This is a genomic window from Nostoc cf. commune SO-36 (assembly GCF_023734775.1).
Classification (GTDB): Bacteria; Cyanobacteriota; Cyanobacteriia; order Cyanobacteriales; family Nostocaceae; genus Nostoc; species Nostoc commune_A.
In genome coordinates this window covers 1,444,499-1,468,352 of record NZ_AP025732.1, presented here as the reverse complement: position 1 = coordinate 1,468,352, position 23,854 = coordinate 1,444,499, and the positions used below count along the sequence as shown (strand labels likewise).

Here is a 23,854-nt window from a genome sequence, read left to right as displayed (position 1 = left end):
ATTCTCGCGAAACGACAGTACGGTAACGATTGTAATGCTTACTTGCAATAACGAACTATTTGCTACAGTCTACATAAATAAAAACCGCAGTTTCAACTGGATAGTTATGTTCGCCTAGTGCAGCGTGGCGAACATAATAAGCAACGACGCTAGCCGAGAAAACGAAGTCATTGGCAGTTCGGCTAGGTGAGGTAATTTGCGTTAAGGAGTCCGGAGATAGAAATTATTTATATATAATTTTGAAAAATAACGTTTTTGATGAATCAAAAACTAGAATTATTCGTCACTTAAACTATCAATTCCCTACCGATTTCTACTGGAGGATGATTTATGTCATCGAAACTGCTACGACTTATATCTTTGGGTAGTCTTAGCTTATCTTTATGTCTGGGCAATTCGGCAGCAATGGCGCAATATGACTCTACTGGCGATGGTGTAATAGTACCAACAGTACCATCAGGTGGTACATCAGCACCTGTACCAATAGATACATCCACAGGCGTACCACCTTCGCCCTCTGCTGACGGTACAACTCGGTTTACCTGTCAGACTTACAATGGTCAGTATACTGTGATGTATCAGCCACAAAGCCAACCAGGACAATTCTTTCCTTGGGCAGCACCTGCGGCTTTGGGCGGTGGTTGGGACGCACAAAGGCGTTGTGCAGCAATTGCCAGTCGTTTAGAACTTTATCGCCCAGATGGATTACAAGAACTCCAAACATCTGTAGAAAATAACGAAAATATTGTCTGCGTCACAACTGAAGCTAATTCAACCTGTAGGATTGTGCTGACAGTCCCGCCTGGGAAAGATCCCTATGTTATCCGCAATAGCATTTTTCAGAACTTGACTACTGCTGACAGTGGACAACAAACTATAGCCGTTAACACTTATGGCGATCGCAGTAGGGGAGGCAATGAATTATATAATTTAGGACGCACACTTCTAGGCGGTGGCAATAATCGGGTTAGTTCGTCTAAAAGTGGGATTAATCTCAAACCTTTCCTCGATCGCAAAGATGGTGGTACCGCTAGAAATCTTCGCAATGGAGTAGCAATTCGTCGTCAGTCTCAGCCTAATGTTCGCTTAAATCCTGGTAAGTTCCGATAGACAGGAGTGGTTTTTAATACAAAATTACTTTCACATAAAAATATCCAACTACTTATTGTGGGGCGGGCATCTTGTCCGCCTTTTTTTATGGGCGGACGAGATGCCATAGCAAATATTTGTTGTTTTAACCTTTTGCTAGCGGTTTCTTAATGTTACCGAGATAGTTTGAGGTTGCTGAATACGGACAAATACTACTGAAATATGTAATTTTTTTACTACATAGTCACTTTTTGGATGAAGTATGTGGTTATTGGATGCGATCGCCCCACCAATGATCGTGGTTGCGGTGGGCATAGCGATCGCTTTTGAACTGTTACAAAGTGCGGACAACTTTGGATAAATCTCAAGGCCAATGCCTTTGGCGAACGTAGCGATACTCAACAGGTATTCCGAAGTGAATTAAGCATTTTGGGCATCATCATTAATTTATCAAAGAGGTCTTAGATATGGCACTTAATTCTGGCGACGTTGCATTTATAGGTATCAATACTGCGGGTGTACCTGACGATTGGGTAGCTTTTGTTACGCTAGCTGCTATTCCAGAGGGAACGGTCATCTATTTTACCGACAACGAACTTACAACAGGGACGGCAACGGCTTTTAACACTGGTGAATCATATACTAAATGGACTGCCCCAGCAGGCGGTGTTGTCGCAGGGACTATCGTCACTTTGACCAATTTTGATGTGACTGGTGGACCAGTTGCCAATGTAGGTACAGCTGCTGTGGTAACTTTTTCAGGGTCTACTAATCGCGGCTTTAGCCAAACCGCCGACTCGGTATATGCCTATCTTGCTGCCAGTGAGGCAACGGCAGACACGCCGACAACACAGATCGCACGAATTAATATCGGCAACGCAGAGGATGGTGTCGCACCTAACTCGCTACCTGCCGACAGCCGTATAAGCTTCTTGACAGGTGAGGAATCGGCAGTCTATACCGGTACTCGTACAGCAAATACCTTTGCCGAATTCAAGGCAATTGTTAACAACCCTGCTAATTGGACGCTGACTACTGGGGCAACTCTTATTACAGCGCTGAACCAAACCGCCTTCACTATCAATGCAACCCCCACTGTCACGATCGCAGCCCAAGATGCCAACGCAGCCGAAGCTGGCACTGACCCTGGTATCTTCCGGATCTCTCGCACAGGCAGTACCACCAATGCCTTGACGGTAAATTACAATGTTGCAACGGGTTCTGGACAAGCTACAAGCGCAGATTACACCCCAACCCTAACAGGTACAGCAACGATCGCTGCCGGACAATCCTTTGTCGATGTCACCATTACACCCGTCGATGATACGACAGTTGAAGGAACTGAAACCGTCAGTGTGACTCTAAATAGCAGCGCCGATTATACTTTGGGTGCTACTGCTACTGCAACAGTGGCGATCGCTGATAACGATACGCCTGTAGGTTCCATTGATCTCTCTACATACGTCCGCATCGGACGTTACGACCTACCCGAACCGACGCGAACCACTGCGCCAACCAACAGCTTACTGGCTCAAGAAGCCTCGGCTGTTACCTACAACAAGGATACCGACACGCTGTTCGTTGTTGGCGATGGTGGTAGAGCGATCGTGCAAGTATCGAAGACGGGACAATTAATCGACTCAATGACGCTAGCTTCTGGCAGCAGTCCCCAAGGGACGGAATTCTACGATACAGAAGGGCTTACGTATGTTGGTGACGGCAAGTTTGTCTTGATTGAGGAGCGAGAGAGACAGGCTAATTTGTTTACATATACCCCAGGAACTACCCTTACCAGAAGCAATGTCCAAACTGTAAAGCTCGGTACGACGGTGGGAAATATTGGTATCGAAGGTATCTCCTATGACCCACAGACTGGTGGCTTCATTGCAGTTAAGGAGATTACACCCGAAGGAATTTTTCAAACAAACATCGATTTTGCGGCGGGAACTGCAAGCAACGGTTCGGCTACCACAGTCAACTCGACCGATCTTTTCAATCCAGCTTTGGCCGGACTTGTAGACTTCGCGGATGTTTTCGCATTGTCGAACCTATCAGCCTTGAACGGGCAACCCGACTCAAGCCGCCTGTTGATCTTGAGCCAAGAATCCGGCAAGATCGTCAACATCGATCGCACTGGGAATATCTCTAGCTCATTAACCATCGTCTCCGATGCGGGTAATCCTTTATCCGTTGTGGATCAGGGGAATGAAGGAATCACGGTGGACAAGGATGGATTGATTTATGTCGTTAACGAAGGGGGCGGAGGTGATATAGATCATCCTCAACTTTGGGTCTATGCACCGTCCTCATTTACATATACCAATCAAGCTCCTGTAGCCGTCAGCCTTGCGAATACCGTCACCAGCTTGTCAGAAAGCACCAGTACTGCAACTCCCTTGAAAGTCGCCAACATTATCGTTAGTGATGACGCTCTGGGAACAAATACCCTCGGTTTGACTGGTGCAGATGCTAACTTCTTTGAGATTACGGGTAATGCTTTGTTCCTCAAAGCGGGAACCACCCTAGATTTTGAAACTAAGACCAGCTACAACGTCAGCGTCAATGTAAATGACACCACCGTTGGCAATAACCCAGATGCAACTACGGCATTTAGCTTATCAGTCACCGATGTAAATGAAAATCCCACCACCAGCAGTATCTTCATCACTGAAGTAGCTCCTTGGAGTAGTGGCAATTCGCCCGTCGCCGCAGATTGGTTTGAGTTGACCAACAAGGGTTTGAGCGCTGTAGATATCACCGGCTGGAAAATTGACGACAACTCGAATAGCTTTGCTGCGTCTGTTGCCTTGAGCGGTATCACCAGCATCGGCGCAGGTGAATCGGTAATCTTTATCGAAGGAGCTACCGTCAATCCTACTTTCCTATCCAACTGGTTCGGTGCGAACCCACCAGCCAGCTTGAAAATCGGCAACTACTCTGGTGCGGGCGCGGGCTTGGGTACGGGTGGTGATGCCGTAAATATTTATAATGCCACTGGTGCTTTACAAGCTAATGTCGTCTTCGGAGCATCTCCAGCCGCAGCCCCATTTGCCACCTTCGACAATGCCGCCTTGTCAAACAATGCCACGATCGCAACACTAAGCACTGTGGGAGTCAATGGTGCATTTGTCGCTGTAAATTCAAGCACGGAAATCGGCTCTCCAGGGACTATTGTTTCCTCTCTACCCACGATCGCGATCGCAGCCCAAGATGCCAACGCAGCCGAAGCTGGCACTGACCCTGGTATCTTCCGGATCTCTCGCACAGGCAGTACTACCAATACCCTGACGTTAAATTATACTATTGCAACGGGTGCTGGACAAGCCACAAGCGCAGATTACACCCCAGCCCTAACAGGCACAGCAACGATCGCTGCCGGACAATCCTTTGTAGATATCACTATTACACCTGTGGATGATACCGCAGTTGAAGGAACTGAAACCGTCACTTTGACTCTAAATAGCAGCGCCAATTATACTCTGGGTACTGCTACTGCTACAGTGGCGATCGCTGATAATGACGCAATTCGGATTCACGACATTCAGGGAACGGGGCATATCTCACCCTTGAGAGGTCAAACCGTCAGCAATGTAGCGGGAATTGTCACGGTTACAGCTAGTAACGGTTTTTACTTGCAAGACCCCAACCCAGATAGCGACGAACGCACTTCTGAAGGTATTTTCGTCTTCACCGCATCAGCACCAACCGTATCTGTCGGCGATTCTATATTAGTCAATGGAACAGTTGCGGAGTTTCGTCCCGGTAATAATGCAAATAACCTGACGGTAACACAAATTACTAGTCCTACAATTGTCACAGTCTCCAGTGGCAATGCTTTGCCAACTGCCACAATTCTAGGTAATGGCGGCAGAACCATCCCAACTACAGTAATCGATAACGACACTACTGGTAATATCGAAACTGGAACGACCACTTTTGATCCTGCCCAGGATGGCATCGACTTCTACGAAAGTTTAGAAGGAATGCGAGTACAGGTCAATAATGCGATCGCCACTTCACCCACTGCAAGCTTTGGTACATCACAAGAAATTTGGGTATTAGCAGACAATGGGGCAAATGCCACTGGGCGCACAGCTCGCGGTGGTAGCCTAATTAGTGCTTCAGATTTTAATCCTGAACGGATTCAGATCGATGATCTCAACAATGCCTTAGTACTACCTGAAGTTAATGTTGGTACGCAACTTAGCAGTATTACTGGTGTCGTTAACTACGACTTTAGCAACTATGAAGTTTTAGTATCGGCTGCTCCCACAGTAGTACAGAACAGTACCCTTCAAAGAGAAGTCACTAATTTAACTCCCACCACTGACCAATTGACAGTTGCTACCTTCAACGTCGAAAACCTTGACCCAAGCGATGGTGCAACCAAGTTTAATAACCTTGCCAGCCGCATTGTCAATAATCTGAAATCACCAGATATTATTAGTCTGGAAGAAATTCAGGACAACAACGGGGCAACAAATAATGGCGTAGTTGATGCCAGCACCACCTTCCAAACATTAATTAATGCGATTAGTGCGGCTGGTGGCCCCACATATCAATATCGCCAAATTGACCCAGTGAACGGTACTAATGGTGGTGAACCTGGTGGAAATATCCGGGTAGGCTTCTTATTTAATCCCAATCGTGTCAACTTTGTAGATCGCCCCGGTGGTACTTCCACTTCCAGCACCACAGTTAGTAACGTCTCTGGTGTTCCTACAGTTTCTAATAGTCCTGGTTTGATTGACCCCACCAACTCGGCCTTTGCTAGCAGTCGCAAGCCGTTAGTTGGGGAATTTACTTTCAAGGGTGAAACTGTTTATATAATTGGCAACCACTTCAATTCTAAAGGTGGCGATCAACCATTATTTGGTGTGAATCAACCGCCAACCCTTACCAGCGAAACCCAGCGTCAGCAACAAGCTACTCTGGTGAAAAACTTTGTTGATAGTATTTTAGCGATCAACCCCAATGCCAATGTAGTAGTAGCAGGTGACTTGAATGACTTTGAGTTTTCTAACCCTATCACCACTCTAGAAAGCGCTGGGCTGACTTCATTAATTGAAACTCTGCCTCAAAATGAGCGTTACACCTACAACTTTGAAGGCAACGCCCAAACACTTGACCACATTTTAGTGAGTAATAGTTTGCTCAGTAAGCTGGATGGGTATGATGTAGTTCACATCAACTCAGAGTTTGCCGATCAGGATAGCGATCACGACCCTAGTGTAGCTCGGTTTAATCTCTTTAAAAACAATGCTCCCACTGTAGTACAACCGATTGACGACCAAATCATCTCTACTAACAAACCTTTTTCTTTCAATGTCAGTAACAAATTTGCTGACGTAGATCAAGGCGACACCCTCAGCTACAGTGCTACAGGCTTACCCACTGGATCTAGTATTGTTGCTAATACAGGTGTTATATCCGGCACTATCTCCCAAATTGGCATCTTTGGAGTCACAGTTACTGCCACTGATAGCAGTGGCGCTAATGTTAGCGATCGCTTTGATCTGACTGTTGCTAATAACAAGGCGACATTTGGCAACGACATTATCTTTATCGACCAACTTAGTGGTTTGAACACAGTCAATGCCCTAACTGGGAGCGATCGCGTCATCGGCACTGATGGCAATGAGACGATCGATGGTGGACTTGGCGATGACTACCTTGATGCCAAGGGCGGCAATGACATCATCTTCGGTGGACTTGGCAATGACACAATCTTAGGTGGACTTGGTAATGACACAATCTCAGGTGAAGTTGGCAATGACACAATCTCAGGTGAAGCTGGCAATGACACAATCGATGGTGGACTTGGCAATGACACAATCTCAGGTGGACTTGGTAATGACACAATCTCAGGTGGATTTGGCAATGACCGCCTAATTGGTTGGGGGGGTGGCACAAACGAAATTGACGTACTCAACCCACTCATCATTAATCAGGGTGTAGATACTTACGTCTTGGGTGATGCTACTTCAGTTTTCTATGCCAGTTCCGGCAATCTTGACTATGCCAATGTTGCCAGCTTCCGAGCAAACGATCAGATTCAGCTCAAAGGAAGTGCTAGCAATTACTCACTAGGCGTGTCTGCAATTAGATCAACTGTAGGTATTTTCACTAACAGTGGTACAGAATTGATTGGTGTTGTGGAAAACGGGTTAAACCGCAATACCAATTTGGCAACAGATACTCGTTTCGTCTTTGTTTAACGCAGATTTAAGCGATCGCCTTTAGGGAAACTTGAAGGCGATCGGATCAAGTGAAATCTACCTCAGAGCTAACCTATGGTAACTACAAGCACAGTTCGCTTTTCTCAGTTCAATGCTTCTTTGAATCGCAACGCAGAAGGTCAGTTAGTAACCGATCTGTCTACCCCTGACAATACTCAAGCAAAAGCTGTTGCGGAAATTATTCAGCGTAACAACCCAGATGTGCTGCTGATTAATGAGTTTGACTACTCCCAAGAAGCAGTTCAGTTATTCAAGGAAAATTACCTTGCAGTCAGCCAGAATGGTGCAAATCCTGTTGATTACCCTTACTTTTACATTGCTCCTTCCAATACGGGTATTGCCTCTGGGTTTGACTTGAACAACAACGGCGCAGTAGTTACAACCCCAGGCGAACCGGGATATGGCGATGATGCCTTCGGATTCGGCAATTTTCCTGGTCAATTTGGGATGTTGCTGTTGTCCAAATATCCCATCGATACAGCTAACGTCCGCACCTTCCAAAACTTCCTCTGGAAGGATATGCCCAATGCTTTGCTTCCTGATGATCCGACAACACCACAGCCCAATGATTGGTATTCTCAGGATGAACTGGAAGTTTTACGCCTCTCCTCCAAGAGTCATTGGGATGTCCCAATCCAGGTAAACGGTGAGACAATTCATGTCCTCGCCAGCCACCCCACACCTCCAACCTTTGATGGCGTGGAAGACCGCAACGGTAAACGTAACCACGACGAGATCCGTTTTTGGGCAGACTATATTACCCCTGGTACAAGTAATTATATTTACGATGACAAGGGAAAAATCGGCGGGATTGCTGCTGGTTCAAGCTTTGTGATTGTGGGCGATCAAAATGCCGATCCGTTAGATGGTGATAGTTTTGACAACGCTATTCGCCAACTGTTGCAAAATCCCAATATTAATACTAATTTCATTCCTACTAGTCTTGGTGGCTCCCAACAAGCAGACTTACAAGGTGGTGCAAACGCCAGCCAAAAAGGGAATCCTAGTTTTGACACCGCAGACTTTGCTGATACGGCTCCAGGCAACCTGCGAGCTGATTATGTGCTACCGTCCGCTAACCTGACAATTGCCAACTCAGGAGTATTTTGGCCTCTGAATACTGACCCGACATTTCCCTTGGTAGGTACTTTTCCTTTCCCTAGTTCTGACCATCGCTTAGTATTTACAGATGTGCAGACTGGGCCAAATGAACCAGGTAAAACCATTCCTCGTGCAGGATTTCTGGAACAAACTACCTTTGTTACTGGTTTTATTCCTACTGGCGCGGCGGGAACCGTAAATGGGGTACAGACTCCAGTGGGCGGATTATCTGGTATCACTTACGATGCAGCTAACAACCGCTACTACTCTGTCTCAGACGATCGCTCTCAATTTGGCCCCGCCCGCTTCTATACTTTTACTACTGATACTGGGGTGACTTTTACCAATGTCACGCCCCTGAAAGATAGCAATGGCAACTTATTTGCAACATTTAGCATTGACCCTGAAGGCATTGCTTTAACCAATAATGGGACAATCTTCATCTCTTCAGAAGGCGAAGTTAATCCTACTGCTGGTCGTGTTAGCAATCCCTTTATTAAGGAATTTTCCCTGACAACGGGTCAAGAATTGCGTAGTTTACCGCCGCAGGCATCGCTATTTGTCCCCAGCAAATTCCTACCAGTAGTTGAGGATAGCAACAGCAACGGTATTGTAGATGCAGGCGATACGCAGACATCAGGCGTTTACAATAACTTAGCCTTTGAAAGCCTCACCATTACACCCGACCAGAAAACCCTATTCACCGCCACCGAAAACGCGCTTTCTCAAGATGGATTAAGGGCTTCACTCACTAGTGGTAGCCCTTCTCGAATTCTGCAATACAATCTACTTAGTGGACAACCAGAAAAAGAATACCTTTATATTACCGATGCGATCGCTGATGTGCCCAACCCTAGCACAGGCTTTGCTGATAATGGCTTGACAGATTTACTAGCAATAGATAATCGTGGCACATTACTGGCGTTAGAGCGTTCCTTTGCCCAAGGTGTAGGCAACACTATCAAAATCTACGAAGTTTCCCTGCAAGGATCAACAGACATTAGCTTCTACGATTCTCTCAATAATTTGAGTGCTGAACAACTAGCTGCGATCCAACCTGCTCAAAAGCGTCTGCTATTAAATTTAAATGATCTGGATTTGCCTAACGGTACAGATAACATCGAAGGTATTACCTTTGGCCCCAAACTAGCAGATGGTAGCCAGTCGATTGTGCTGGTAAGTGATAACAACTTCAATCAAAGCCAATTTACCCAAATCCTAACCTTGAATGCAGACTTAGTTCCAACTGCTGCACCCACGCTAGAAACCCGTCCCGATTTGTTGGATGATGAAACCCTGCCAGTAGATCAACGGGCTGATGCTGATGATCCTGCAATCTATATTAATGCTACAAATTCTGCCGATAGCTTAGTATTAACCTCAGTCAAAAATGCTGGACTGCGGGTTTATGACTTGTCCGGTAATTTGTTGCAAACAGTTAATCCGGGTAGCATTCGCTACAACAATATTGACCTGCAATACGGTTTTAAATTAGGCAATCAATCGATTGATATTGCCGTAGCTAGCGATCGCAACAACGACAAACTAGCAATCTTCAAAATTAACCCCAATCCTTCTACCCCCGGACAATACCTGGAAGATATCACCGATAGCAATATTGCTACTGTCTTCCAAGCAGCACCTTTTGAACCTCCCTATTCTGCATCAACTCGCAGTTCTTACGGACTTACCTTATACCGTAGCCCTGTAACCAATGATTACTATGTCTTTACCAGTCGGCGAGAAACTGGAGACATAGCTCAGTTTAAACTGATTGACAAAGGTAATGGCCAAATTGGGGCTGAACGGGTGCGGGAATTCACCGTACCGACAATTGAGGAACGCGATCCGCAAACAGAGGGTATGGTAGTAGACCAAGAAACTGGCTTCCTCTACATTGGACAAGAAAATGTAGGTATCTGGAAGTTTCAAGCAGAACCAAACGGTGGCACAACTGGCAAGCTAATTGATCGAGTCAGAGATTTGGGTGGTAATTACCTCACCGATGACGTAGAAGGACTGACCATTTATTACGGCAAAAAATGGCACAGGCTACTTATTAGCATCTAGCCAAGGTGACAATACCTTTGTTGCCTATACTCGTGAAGGTAACAACGAATATGTGGGTAACTTTGCCGTTGGTAACAATGGGGCCATTGACAGCGTACAAGAGTCAGACGGTGCAGATGTAATTAACGTGCCACTTGGGGCTAACTTTCCATTTGGTTTATTTGTCACTCAAGATGGCTCTAATGAACCTGCCACAATAGTTAGTGATGAAGGCGAAGAAGAAAATATCAGTTCTAACTTCAAGTTTGTACCTTGGGAAAATATTGCCAATGCCTTCCCCAATTCTCTAAATATCGACACTACTAGTTACAATCCACGCAATCCTGTTGCTCAACCCAAGTTAACTATCTATGAATTTGAAAACCTACCCAAGTTAGGAACAACCTCTGAAAATCAAGATATTTTATTAGGTGGTTTCTCTGGGTTGTATTTCCAAGGGTTTGCAGCAAATGGCAACCTGAAGTTTGTCACCCACACAGACCGAGGCCCCAATGGAGAACCTGATGGTGTAAACAGACCATTTTTATTACCCGACTTCCAGCCAGAAATAGTCAGCTTTGAACTCAACCGCAGCACAGGTGAAATCAATATTACCAAGAGAACGGGGCTATTCCGTCAAGATGGGACAACGCCATTAACGGGACTGCCTAATTTGCAAGCTGTAGGAAACGGTTTAGCCTACACAGATGAAATTGCCGTTGACTTAGACAACAATGTTCTCGCTAACGATCCTTTGGGTGCTGACTTAGAGGGAATTGTAATTGCGGAAAATGGAGACTATTGGATGGTAGATGAATACCGTCCGGCAATTTATCACTTTGATGTTGATGGTAAACTAATTGACCGCTTTATTCCTCAAGGAACTGCCACTGCACCCAACCCAGATCAACCAGCTGCAACATTTGGCACTGAGGTTTTGCCAGAAGTTTACGCCCAACGCCGCAATAACCGAGGATTTGAAGCTGTCGCCCTGGAAGGTAATAAATTATATGCCTTTATTCAGAGTCCAATTGATAATCCAGATGTCGCCAATGATGCGACTTCCAGAAGTTCTCTCAATCTGCGAATTCTAGAGTTTGATATTGTCACCAAGCAGGTAACAGGAGAATATTTGTATCTCCTGGAAGGTTTACCAGCAACTGACAAAATTGGCGATGCAGTATCTTTAGGTAACGGCAAATTTGCAGTAGTTGAGCGAGATGACAATGGTACATCTGCTGGCAATAAACTAATTTACCAAATTGATTTAGCTGGGGCAACGAACATCAATAACCATGCTAACTTTACTTTGCCAGCTAATAAAACCATCGAACAACTAACCTCTGCGGAGTTAGTTGCTGCCAATATTACCCCTGTTAGCAAAAGCTTAATCGCTAATGCTGCTCAGTTAGGCTACACCGGAGTCGAAAAATTAGAAGGTCTAGCATTGGTAGCACCCAACACTCTAGCCTGGATTAACGACAACGACTTTAACGTTACGGGTAATACTGCTGCTGAAAAACTCGGCATATTGGAACTACCCAATAACCTGACAACTGTACAGCCTACTTTCCCCAATGGTTTCGGGTTCCAACAACAGCGATACTGTCAATCTTGAACCAGGGCAATTCTTTAATACTGGTGATGGAGCAGACTTTGTAGAAGGCACTCAAGGTAACACAATCCTAGCCGGAAACGGTGACGACATAGTGCTTGCAGGAAGTGACTCTTCAGTTTCTGGAAATGACGGTAATGATCAGATATTTAGTTGGTCAAAATGGCCCGGCTCAAAATACCAGTGCTGATGGTGGCAATGGTGATGATGTTATTACCCTAATAGAAGCCAGTGGTAGTAATAATTTGTTTGGGGCGGAAGGTAATGATAGTCTCACAGTAATTGAAGGTTCTCGCCAATCATTATTCGGTGGTTCAGGTAACGACAGCCTCACGAGTAAGGGTAGCAATAACCGTCTCTACGGTGGTTCTGGAGATGACAAACTCTTCTCAAGTGTGAATGATTTGCTGTTTGGTGGCGATCGCGATGATGTACTATTTGCTGGTCAAGGTGGTGGTAATCGCCTCAGTGGTGGTACTGGTGCTGACCAATTCTGGATTGCTAACGCCAGTCTGCCAACTAGCAAGAACATTGTGACTGATTTTGCGATCGGCATTGATAAAATTGGGCTTAGGCGGTATTAGTGTTACTCAGTTGAGTGACCTGACACTATTACAACAGGGTAGTGACACTTTAGTCAAAATAGGAAATACCGAGTTAGCTTCATTGTTGGGAATTACATCAACTAGCCTCACAGCAAATAATTTTACTTTCTCAGCTAGTGTAGTTTAGCCTGTTGGCGTAAGCTAATTGTTACAGCTTCATTACATAGCCAAAGTTAATGAAGCTGTACTGATTATTTATTGTGAAAATATACAAAAATTAGAGATTTTCATCTTACTAAAGATAGATAATTTCAGTCCTTAAAAAACTTTTTATATTATCAAAAACATCCAGCAAGTTCTTAGCAATAGATTTAGCAAAAGATTGGAATATAAGGTTTGTTAACCATTCCACAATATTTTCACAACTTTTGCTGTGTAAGTTAATTAAGGTGAAACTAACATTGTCATTTTTGTTACTTAAAAGCTCTCGTGAAATGTCAGTTATGGTGGTTGATATTTAATAGTTCAGAGTCAACAAGCTTACAAGTCAATTACATCTTTGAAGCAAAAACTATTAGTTTTTCCTCACCATATTACTTTTTTGATTTCACTAGAGCTAACACCATCTCAACAATTAAACACAGGGAGATTCTCTTTCATGGCTAAGAACGTCATTCTTATGATTGGGGATGGTATGGGCTGGCAAATGGCTCGTGCTGCGTCCATCTACAAAGAGATTCAAAATGGTAAGACAGGCGCTAACCTGAGTGATTTTTATACACAAGGTAAGGGTCAAGGACTCAACTTTCAAACACTCCAAGGCTACGGTTTAGCAACTACCTACGGGACAACGATCGCTGGTAGTAATGGAGTTTTTAGCACTGCTAATTCAGCTCTTGACGATACCAATCCCATTACCGGAGAGAGCCAGGTTCGTCCTGGTTTCACCTTTGATCCAACTTTTAACCCAGGTAATACCCCAATAGGTGGCGCAAAAGTCAGTGATGGTGCTGTTGGGAATCTAGTAGGTTATGACCCTACCAGAGGTGGTGTTAACCCTTGGACTCCCGGTAATGACCCAGAATATATTAAGTACAGCTATCCTGACTCGGCAAACACCGCAACAACTCTGTACACTGGGGTCAAGAGCTACAACAGCGCTATTAGCGTTGATATTTTTGAGAATCCTCTAGAAACAATTCTCAAAACGGCGAACCAAGTTGGTAAATCTACTGGTTTGGTGACTTCAGTTCCTATTGACCATGCAACACCTGGTGCTGCTGCTGCCAACGTTAACCGTCGCAATAAGTATGATGGCGATTATCCGGCATTAGACAACATTCTGCAACAGGAACTCCGTGTCTATCAACCAACAGTATTACTTGGTGGCGGACACCCGCTCTCTGCTCCTGGGGACTTACTACCATCGGAGGTTGAGCCGAATACAAGCAATGAATACATTAGCCAATCTACCTACACAGAACTTAGCACTAAACCCACAAACAACCTCTACGATTACACCTTTTTAGAGCGCGGTGAGAATGCTGCCCAGAAACTAGCTGAAACTGCGGCGACAATCGATCCAGAAAAAGGCGATCGCCTTTTCGGTCTATATGGTGCGCGCGGTCAAAATGGTAACTTGCCTGTAAGTTCTGCCAACGGCGACTACAGCACCACTGGTTTAGATATGTTCAGCGTTTTCGCTAATCAAGGTGATAACGCCGAAGTGGACACCACGCGTCCACTGTTACCCGGAGAAACAGATGCATCTTTCATTGCCAAAGAGGTTAACGAAAACCCAACCCTCAATGACTTGACAAATGCTGCGTTAGATGTGCTAAAAAAAGACCCCGATGGTTTCTGGTTAATGGTTGAGGCTGGCGATATCGATTGGTCTGCCCATGACAACAACATGGACAACTTGCTCGGCACCACTTTGGACTTCGATAAGGCAGTTGGATCTACAATTGACTGGATCAATAACAATGGTGGCTGGGAAGAAAATCTACTAATCGTGACAGCTGACCACGATCACTATCTGACTCTCGACGGTGATTTTCCAACTTTAGTACAAACTCAAGGTGCGGAAGCATTAACCAATTTGGATACTCCAGCAGAAGTTGGACATTACTGGGGTCTGATCCCAATGTCAAGTATGGTTGGGGAACTCACACCAATCTTCCCGTACCTGTTTACTACCAAGGTGCTGGTTCTGAAGTGTTAAATAGCTTGGTGGGTAAAGGTTATAACAACTACGGTTTCGATATTCCGGGAATTGCGGGTTTAAATGATCAAACCCACATCTACCAAACGATGTTTGCTTCAATAAAGCCAAAAGTTGAGTTAGTAGGTTTTGCTTCTTTACCTGCTGATACCTATAGTGATGGCCCAGCTTCTGGTGCAGAAATTTCAGCCAATGGCAGAACCGGGCCTTTCCCTGGACAGCCAATTCAGGGTTTTAGCGGTGTTCAATTTGCTAACAGCAACTCTTTGTACTTCCTGTCAGATAATGGCTACGGTGGCAAAGATAATAGTGAAGACTTCCTGTTACGAATCAATCGTGTAGACCCGAATTTCAAGGGCACAGAAAATGGCGATGGCACTGTTAAAGTTTTAGACTACATCCAACTGTCTGACCCTAACAACAAAGTTCCTTTTGAAATTGTGAATGAGGGAACTACTGGAAGAATTACTGACTGGTGCAGACTTTGATGTCGAGTCATTGGTCTTTGATAAAGACGGGACAATCTGGGTTGGAGAAGAGTTTGGCCCCTACCTGCTGCATTTTGATGCCAGTGGTAAGTTGTTGGAAGCTCCCATTGCTACACCTGACCAATTCAAAACTTTAGATGGAGAAGCACCGAAAGTTATTGGACACAGAGGCGCAAGTGGCGATCTCCCAGAACATACCTTAGAAGCATACAGACGGGCAATTGAAGATGGTGCTGACTTTATTGAGCCAGACTTAGTAGTTACAAAAGATGGCGTGTTGATTGCTCGCCATGAACCTGCTTTGGCAATTTTGAATGCTGATGGTACTCTTAATTTAAGCAATACAACCACAGACGTTTACGATGTTACCAAGTATCCACAGTTTGCCGATCGCAAGAAAACAGTCAGTCTAGATGGAACAGAAATCACAGGTTGGTTTGCTGAAGACTTTACTTTAGAAGAAATCAAGACTTTAGGTGCTATACAGCGTGTACCTTTCCGCGACCAATCCTTCAATGGTCAATTTGAAATTCCCACCCTCGCCGAAATCATCGACTTGGTTAAGGAAGTAGAAGCCGAGACGGGTAAAAAGATTGGCATCTATCCTGAAACAAAGCATCCCACCTATTCTGCTGAAGAAGCTACTTATGTAGGCACTACGGAGAAAATTAACCGAAACACCAGTGAAATCCTCATCGATACACTCAAGGCTGAGAACTTCACTGATCCCAGTCGGATTTTTATCCAATCCTTTGAAGTCGGTAATCTCAAGGATCTCCACGATCGCATTATGCCTAATGCAGGTGTAGATATTCCCCTGGTTCAACTTCTAGATGCAGCAGGCATTGAGCTAGACGGTGAGATCATAGAGACTCAGCCTTATGATTTTGAAGTCAGTGGCGACCTCCGGACTTATGGTGATTTACGGACTCCAGAAGGTTTGGCTGAAATCGCTACCTATGCTGATGGCATTGGCCCTTGGAAGCGGTTAATTGTCAGCGTCAGAAGTACAGATGCTAATACCGATGGTTTGGCAGATGATGTCAATGGAGATGGTGCAGTAAATGATACTGACAGAACGCTGTTACCTCCCACGACTTTAATTCAAGATGCTCACAATGCAGGTTTACAGGTTCATCCTTACACCTTCCGCGATGAAGACCTATATTTAGCAGCAGATTACAAAGGTAATCCAGAACTAGAATTTCAGCAGTTCTATCAATTAGGCGTAGATGCGCTATTTACAGACTTCCCAGAGACAGGTGATAAAGTCCGAGATTTCTTGAGTGATCCTCAGAATAACTTAGTGCGATCGCCACAAAACCCCGATGTTCTCTCAGGAGATGCTTTTGCTAACTTGGGTGGTTCCAAAGGTTTTGAGGGTGGAGCAATCAACGCCAGCAAAACCAAGCTCTATATGCTACTTGAAGGTACGGTTCAAGGTGATGCTCCCGGTGCGTTGCGGATTAACGAATTTGATATCGCCAGCCGCAAGTACACCGATAATACACTTTACTACAAGCTGGATAATCCCGCGTATGCGATCGGTGATTTAGCAGTCATTAATGACAATGAGTACTTAGTCATTGAGCGGGATGGTGGTCAAGGAAGTGCTGCTCAATTCAAGAGAATCTACAAAATTGACTTGTCAAAAACAGATTCTAATGGCTATGTAGTCAAAGAAGAAGTTGCAGACTTGTTAAACATCCAAGACCCCAACGACCTGAATGGAGATGGCAAAACCACCTTTGACTTCCCATTTGTCACAATTGAAAACGTTTTAGTTGTTGACAAAAATACCATTTTGGTAGCTAATGACAACAATTATCCCTTCTCTACAGGTCGTCCTGGAAATGATCCTCAAAATCCAGTCATAGACAACAATGAAATTCTACTGCTGAAGTTGGAGAAGCCCCTTAATCTTGCTCCTGGCTTAGGTCAACCTCAAGCAGAAGAGATTAATTTTGGCTCTAATAGCAGTGATGATATTATCGTTGAGCCAAATAAAACCTTATTCACAGGTGACGGAGCAGACTTTGTAGAGGGTACTAAAGGAAACACAATCCAGACTGGAAACGGTGAAGACACGGTACTAGCCGGTAGTGACTCCTCAGTGTCCACAGGAGACGGTAACGATCAAGTCTTGATTGGCGTAAATGGCCCTGCTAACAACACTAATGCTGATGGTGGTACTGGTGATGATGAAATTACCGTAGTCGAAGCCAATGGCAGTAATAATTTGTTTGGAGCAGCAGGTGCTGATACTCTCACAGTAGTTGAAGGTTCGCGTCAATCATCCTTCGGCGGTTCAGGTAACGACACTCTCACGAGTAACGGTAGCAATAACCGTCTCTACGGTGGTTCTGGCGATGACAAACTCTTCTCCAGTATCAATGATTCCCTATCTGGTGGCGATGGTGATGATGTGCTATTTGCTGGTCAACAGGGCGGTAATCGCTTGAGTGGTGGTACTAGTGCTGACCAATTCTGGATTGCTAATGCCAGTCTACCAACTAGCAAGAACATCGTGACTGATTTTGCGATCGCCATTGATAAAATCGGGCTAGGCGGTATTGGTGTTACTCAGTTTAGTGCTTTAACACTATTACAACAAGGTAGTGACACCTTAGTGAAAACCGGAAATACAGAGTTGGCTTCATTAGTCGGAATTACATCAACTAGTCTCACAGCAAATGATTTCGTTTTCTCTGCTGGTGTGATCTAGCTGAAAAATGATTGCAGCTAAAATTTAACATTCAAAATCAGTTAGGCTGTATAGATTTTGCTAATGCGAGGGAGTGATCTCCCTCGCTTTCTATTTGACAACGCAATATACCACTGCCGTTTGAGACACGTACAACACAAAAAACCCCGGCGAAACTAACCGGGGTTACAGAGAGAAGTATGAATGACAATGAGATACAGCGATACTGAAATCCAAAAATCTTAGCTAACGCTAAAACCAACTAAAACCAAAGCGGTGACAATTAAAGTTGCAAAAAGGCCTTGTAAAACGTATTTACGTTGTTCCCAAATTGCTGGGTATTCAGCGTAGTAAATCTTGGGTTCTGTTGCGTAGTTATTGAGAATGCCGTCTTCGTTAATGGTGGTGTACATAATTTTTTTCTTTTTTTGTTTTGTTATCTTATGTAAACAAATTTAACGTTTTTGTTACAAAATGTCAATAGGGCTTGACAAGAAAATATTTATAGTCTTTTTAAGACTGATACCATTTAACTTTAATAATGATACAAATACGCTGGTAAGGGCATGGCAATGCCATGCCCCTACGATAAATCTATGTGTATCAGGCTTTTCATGAATTGGTATGACTTATCAGCGATCGCAGATTCTGGCAAAGCGGTTCTAGCCAGCGAAAGCCAGATGTCTCTCAATACGGTTCGGTTAGGGTAAGAGATGCTTATTGTAAAGACGGCGATTTATCGCGTCTTTGCGATCTAGGGCGAGACGTTAAATGGTATCTGGATCTATATTTAATTCTCGCAATTTTGCTGCCAAGCGATCGCTGCGTTGTTTTTCTTGTTGTGCAACTTCTTCCGGTGTCGGAACTAGTTCTGCTTCAGGAGTGAAAAAGCGTAAATTTTTTTGATAAACCCCTAAATACAAACTTAGCTGTTGACTCCACAACCAGCCTTGGAGATTTGGTTCCAACGGTTGATATTCACCATCAAGCAAATGAAACCCTGTAAATTCTAAGGTTTCTGGATCAAACCAGAAGTAATCTGGTGTGCGAAAGATATCTTGGTAAATTTGTTTTTTTAAGCCCTTGTCAGTGTCGCCTGTGCTATTTGAGAGAATTTCTATAATTAAATTGGGATATTTGCCATCTTCTTCCCAAACAACCCAGCTTTTACGGGGTTTACGTTCAGTACCCATTACTACAAAAAAATCTGGCCCCCGAAAGTTTTCTGATTTGCGCTGGCGTGGACTGTAATAGATGGTGAGATTACCCGATGCATAAAAGTCGTTGCGATTTCGCCACAACCACTCTAAGCATTGGATGAGTAGTGTCATTTGTAGCCGATGCAAGTCAGTTTCCAAAGGCGGTTCGTCACTATATAAATCCCCTGGCGGAAATATAACATTTTCTGGGGTTGCTAAATCTGGGATGACAGACATGGCGGTAAGTGCCTCAGTGCTATAAGTTTAGCGTAGCAGTGATATCTACAAGAACCGTTCAATGATGATCTCGTCTATATACGTTCCTTTGATCTTGGCTTGTCTTTGTGCCGTCCCAATTATGCGAAAACCATGCTGGAGATAACTAGCTAACGCAGGGGCGTTATCGGCGCGAACGTAGGTTAATATTTTTTCGTATCCCTTGCTGCGAGCGCTTTCAAATGTAGCCTCAAACAGACTTTTGCCAATCCCTTGGCGTCGGTACAAAAGATCCACGTATGTTCCGATGATTCCCACATGATCAAAGGCATGTGTAAAGGACGCAAATGGTTCCATACTTTGAAAGCCAACAATCGTCTGCTCTGGAAAGCGCACAGCAACATGGAACACCCCACGATGGGGAAAATTCAATATATACTCCCGTTCGGCATCGGCTGTGAGCGGCGTATCAAATGCGGTATACAGACCGGCTTCGATAATGGGGTTCAGAATGCCAACAATCGCCACAGCATCATTCGGTTGTGCTTCTCTAACCAGCAGTTTCATTGTCAGTTTTCTCCTAAACGTGATTGGTTTTGCTGGCATTTACACCCAATTTAAGAGATTTTGAGAAAATTGACGCATAACACTAACTTTATTTTTAAATATCTAACCCAACTACCATTAAATCAGGCGGATGTTCAAGATTAAACTGGTAATATATCTCTCGTCGCTCTTGGGGTGGAAGAGTTAACAGCCATTCTAAAATTCCCATTTCACCAAGTTGAATTTGTGGGTTGCTGCGACTGAGGCGCACTTTAATTTGCTCGTTGCGGCTAACTGGCAATTGTTCAGTTACTTTCAGATTTACTTCTTTCTCTAGTAAGTTAGTAATTATCAACCGATAACTATAAGTAATCCGGCGCTGGTTACTAATTAATCTTTTATCTACCAGACGCTCAACTAAATCGCGCTCTATTTTTAAACCTTCATCAATTCCTAAGTTCAGTTTGAATTCTTGTCCTGGTGCAATATTCTCTAAGCCAGTAGTACCGACAAAAACGTTGTCACGGAAAATATTAGCTTTGCCCGATAACAAAGTCGCACCGTTGGGACTATTTTTCACATTAGCTTGTAGATAAGCAAAGCTTACTAAGCGCGGCATTGCCACATAATCAAAGCTACAAGGATAATCATCGTTAAAAATTGTAGTTTTATGGGGTGCGCCATCACTAGGGATGTTACCACCACTATTTAATTTAAAGGTAACTACGCTGCCTTTTTTGGATACTTCTGCTGTAATGGTTTCTGCTGGGATAAGAATATCCTCGGCAACTTCGTCTTCTTCTTGCCAATCAGTTCTGGCAGCAGAAGCAGGCGGTTCTACTATGCTAGGCAGCAGTGGTGGCTGGGCAGCAAATTGTCGTCCTCGTAACATTTGTGGACGTGGCGCATCAATATACCAGGGTTCAAGTTTGGGTGGAAGTGTACCTAATCCCGGTTTAGCGGTAGAAAGGGTGAGATTTGCACCAATCCAATCTTCGCCAGTGCTTTGAGTGATTTCTGCAAGGTAACTCAGATGTACGATATCGCTGGTAGTACTAAACCGTAAGTCATATAGCGGAGTCCAACTAGCGCGATTCACTATGTAGGATACCTCTAATTCAAATTCGCCTTCACCCGCTACTTCAACGGCTACAACTAAACTAAAACTCTCTTTGGGATGGGGTGTTTGAATTATTTGCAACGAGGTGTGGAGTGCTTGCAGTTGTTTGTTTAATTCCTCCTGTTGGGTTTTGCACTCTCCAGATGCGATCGCATACTCACTATACTGGCTTCCGAGAAAGTTTAAGAAATCTAAAGTTTCGCTAAGGCTGAGATTTTTCCGAGACAAACTTTGTGCAAAGGGTTCTTCTGTTTTTTCACGTAAGCCGGCGATAAAGCTAGACTGCAATGCCAAAGCATCCACTTGGGCTTGCAGGTGGCGTTTTTCAGCTTCTAATTGCTGAATTTGCCTTGTCAAATGTGCTACTCGCTCGGCTACAGGCTCAGTAGTGTAAATGCGATCGCTACTAACCCCCAGCAAGCGCACTTCTACTGTACCTTTACCGCTAACCCTGATAGACTCAGTTTCTAGAGTCATTGGCACTGGGGCAATTACTAATTCCTGTTCAATTCCTGTTAAATCAACTACACCCCGTCGTGTAACCAATGCTCTGTCAGAATACACGGTAACAGCTACAATCTCGCTTTGTACTGTTTTGCGCCAAGTCGGTATTTCCGGGTTAACCACTGCCAGTTTTCCCCCATTTTTAATGATTATGCTGGTTAATTGTCAATGTTTCCCGGTCTAACCGTCAACCCCTTGAGGTAATTCGTAATTACGAATTACCCGTGAGTTGGTTCAAGGGTAGTGAAGTAGTATGAGAATTTTGCTCGACAATATTTTTTGCCGCAGCTAGTAGATATTCATAATAGGCACGAGCGACGATAGATAGCTGCTTGCCAGATGGATAAACCATGTACCAATGTCGCTGAATCGGGAAATGTTGTACATCTAAAATACTAAACTCTGAACTGTCTGATAGTAAGGTATGACGCGATAAAACAGAAATACCTAAACCACCTGCGATCGCTTGTTTAATTGCTTCGTTACTTCCCAATTCTAGCTTGACTTTTACCGCCACCCCTTGTTCTTCAAATAGCTTTTGGACAGCGCGACGAGTTCCTGAACCTGGTTCCCGCATGATAAAAGGTTCGTTAGACAGGCTTTGTATAGGAATATTTTTTTCTTTGGCTAACGGATGATTAGTCGGCGCAAAGACTATCAAGGGGTTTTCTAAAAATGGTTGACAAGTTACATCCATATTGTCTGGAATTTGACTCATAATATACAAGTCGTCCAGATTCTGACTCATCCGTTCCAAAATTTGTTCGTGATTTGTGACTTGCAGCGATATATCAATCCCTGGATAAAGTTCGCAAAAGGGCCCTAACAAACGTGGAATAAAATATTTTGCTGTTGTAATCACTGCCAAGCGTAATTGCCCCTGTTTTAGCCCTTTTAAATCTGCCACCTTCATTTCATACTGGGCTATATTCTCAAAAATCTGCCGACAAGTGGCAAATAATTCGCGTCCGGCTTCCGTCAGATACAACCGCTTTCCCACTTGCTCAAATAATGGCAACCCTACCGTTTTTGTAAGTTGCTTGATCTGCATAGAAACGGTAGGTTGAGTGAGAAACAATTCCTCCGCAGCACGAGTAAAGCTACTGTGCCGTGCCGCCGCCTCGAACACCTTTAATTGGTGCAGCGTCGCTTGGTTCAAGGGTGATTCTCCTGTATATAGCGATTATATAGATATAAAACTAGTATTACTGAACACTAGCAAATGATATAGTGACCCTCACAGAAAGTTACGAGTTTTATCATAGATAAAAATCTATTCTTTATATTAATATAAAGGTATTTTCTTTATGGATTCAAGAAGCTATTATCAGAACAGCTAAAGCGTAAGATGCCTTCCATCTCCCGATGAATGCTGAATGAGGATTTTCCAAAATTCATCTATCATCATTCATCATTCCATAATTCTTCTTGAACTTTTGTCGGTAGCTTGGTTAAGTCTGGTAATCTTAGTACCTCGATTTCCGCAACTTGTTCTTTAATATTCACTGGCAAGTTTAATGGTTCGCGTTCTTCTATCCAGCAACTTGCTAATGGCAAGGTTAACTCCATTTCGTCTAACGGCCGAGGAATTACCATCACTGCATTCAATTCCCCAATACGTTCTGCTTCAAACATTCCCGCTTCTACTGCTACCGCCACATTTGCTACGGAACCACGAATAATGGCTGTACACAACCCCCCACCAATTTTCTCATAAGCTGCTAAATGAACATCAGCAGCTTTGAGCATGGCATCACACGCTCCGACCATCGCGGGAAATCCTCGCGTTTCTACCAAACCAATTGCTTGGTTACTCAGACGGCTGGAATTGCCCTCTTGCATTAATTTAGTGAAACGAGTTGTGATGGGAAGGACTATATCTAGGTTGGGATAAGGTCGGGCAATCACCAAACTAGAAACTAACTGACCAAACTGTTCAGCCGTTTGCACACCTGATTCTACCGCCAGACGCACATCAGCAATTCCACCCCGGACGATCGCAGTACAATAACCGCCACCAATTTTTTCATACCCAACCAGGTGAACGCCGGCTGATTTCAGCATCATATCCGCCGTCCCAACGATCGCCGGAAAGCTGCGGGTAGAAACTAAACCCAAAGCAGTATCCTGATAGGTTTCGTGACTACTAGTTCCCTCGATGGTACGAATAGGCCGTTGATTGTATGTTTCCATGATGAATTCTCCAAAATACGGA

10 protein-coding genes and 2 pseudogenes are annotated in these 23,854 nt (G+C 44.2%); 5 read left to right on the top strand and 7 right to left on the bottom strand.

The features are described from left to right. The first annotated feature begins 330 nt into the window (after positions 1-330). A complete protein-coding gene (locus ANSO36C_RS06490; protein ID WP_251958871.1) occupies positions 331-1,110 on the top strand; it encodes a COP23 domain-containing protein in 780 nt (259 codons plus the stop codon). Between the two features lie 135 nt (positions 1,111-1,245). On the opposite strand, the gene ANSO36C_RS06485 is transcribed toward ANSO36C_RS06490, so the two are convergent. Then, positions 1,246-1,491 (bottom strand): hypothetical protein, encoded by a 246-nt coding sequence (locus tag ANSO36C_RS06485; protein ID WP_251958870.1) that lies wholly within the window; start codon positions 1,489-1,491, stop codon positions 1,246-1,248. A 65-nt stretch (positions 1,492-1,556) separates the two neighbouring features. Between ANSO36C_RS06485 and ANSO36C_RS06480 the strand changes: the two genes are divergently transcribed. From ANSO36C_RS06480 to ANSO36C_RS06465, 3 genes and pseudogenes are all read left to right on the top strand, one after another. Further along, positions 1,557-7,307: an SdiA-regulated domain-containing protein gene (locus ANSO36C_RS06480; RefSeq protein ID WP_251958869.1), complete on the top strand. Its 5,751-nt coding sequence runs from the start codon at positions 1,557-1,559 to the stop codon at positions 7,305-7,307. 75 nt (positions 7,308-7,382) lie between these two features. Then, a pseudogene (locus tag ANSO36C_RS06475) lies at positions 7,383-12,825 on the top strand (phytase). 471 nt (positions 12,826-13,296) lie between these two features. Continuing rightward, positions 13,297-18,072 (top strand): annotated as a pseudogene (locus tag ANSO36C_RS06465) (alkaline phosphatase); the annotation flags it as partial. Between the two features lie 224 nt (positions 18,073-18,296). Here ANSO36C_RS06465 and psb34 read toward each other — a convergent pair. Further along, positions 18,297-18,467 carry a photosystem II assembly protein Psb34 gene (gene psb34, locus ANSO36C_RS06460; RefSeq protein WP_251958868.1) on the bottom strand — a complete coding sequence of 57 codons (171 nt, stop codon included), beginning with the start codon at positions 18,465-18,467 and terminating at the stop codon, positions 18,297-18,299. 159 nt (positions 18,468-18,626) lie between these two features. On the opposite strand from psb34, the gene ANSO36C_RS06455 reads away from it, so the two are divergent. Next, the gene (locus tag ANSO36C_RS06455; RefSeq protein ID WP_251958867.1) at positions 18,627-18,764 is read left to right on the top strand and encodes a hypothetical protein; all 138 of its coding nucleotides are present in this window, start codon (positions 18,627-18,629) and stop codon (positions 18,762-18,764) included. Between the two features lie 57 nt (positions 18,765-18,821). Here the strand turns inward: ANSO36C_RS06455 and ANSO36C_RS06450 are convergent, their stop codons facing one another. The 5 genes from ANSO36C_RS06450 to ANSO36C_RS06430 form a co-directional block, all read right to left on the bottom strand. Further along, positions 18,822-19,490: a Uma2 family endonuclease gene (locus tag ANSO36C_RS06450; RefSeq protein ID WP_251958866.1), complete on the bottom strand. Its 669-nt coding sequence runs from the start codon at positions 19,488-19,490 to the stop codon at positions 18,822-18,824. Positions 19,491-19,535: 45 nt separating this feature from the next. After that, positions 19,536-20,036 (bottom strand): GNAT family N-acetyltransferase, encoded by a 501-nt coding sequence (locus ANSO36C_RS06445; protein WP_251958865.1) that lies wholly within the window; start codon positions 20,034-20,036, stop codon positions 19,536-19,538. Between the two features lie 94 nt (positions 20,037-20,130). Next, on the bottom strand, positions 20,131-21,762 hold the full coding sequence (locus tag ANSO36C_RS06440) for a mucoidy inhibitor MuiA family protein (RefSeq protein ID WP_251958864.1): 1,632 nt from the start codon (positions 21,760-21,762) through the stop codon (positions 20,131-20,133). An 88-nt stretch (positions 21,763-21,850) separates the two neighbouring features. After that, positions 21,851-22,798 (bottom strand): LysR family transcriptional regulator, encoded by a 948-nt coding sequence (locus tag ANSO36C_RS06435; protein ID WP_251958863.1) that lies wholly within the window; start codon positions 22,796-22,798, stop codon positions 21,851-21,853. A gap of 245 nt (positions 22,799-23,043) precedes the next feature. After that, positions 23,044-23,832, bottom strand: coding sequence for a BMC domain-containing protein (locus tag ANSO36C_RS06430; RefSeq protein WP_251958862.1), 789 nt, complete (start codon positions 23,830-23,832; stop codon positions 23,044-23,046). Positions 23,833-23,854: the final 22 nt, after the last annotated feature.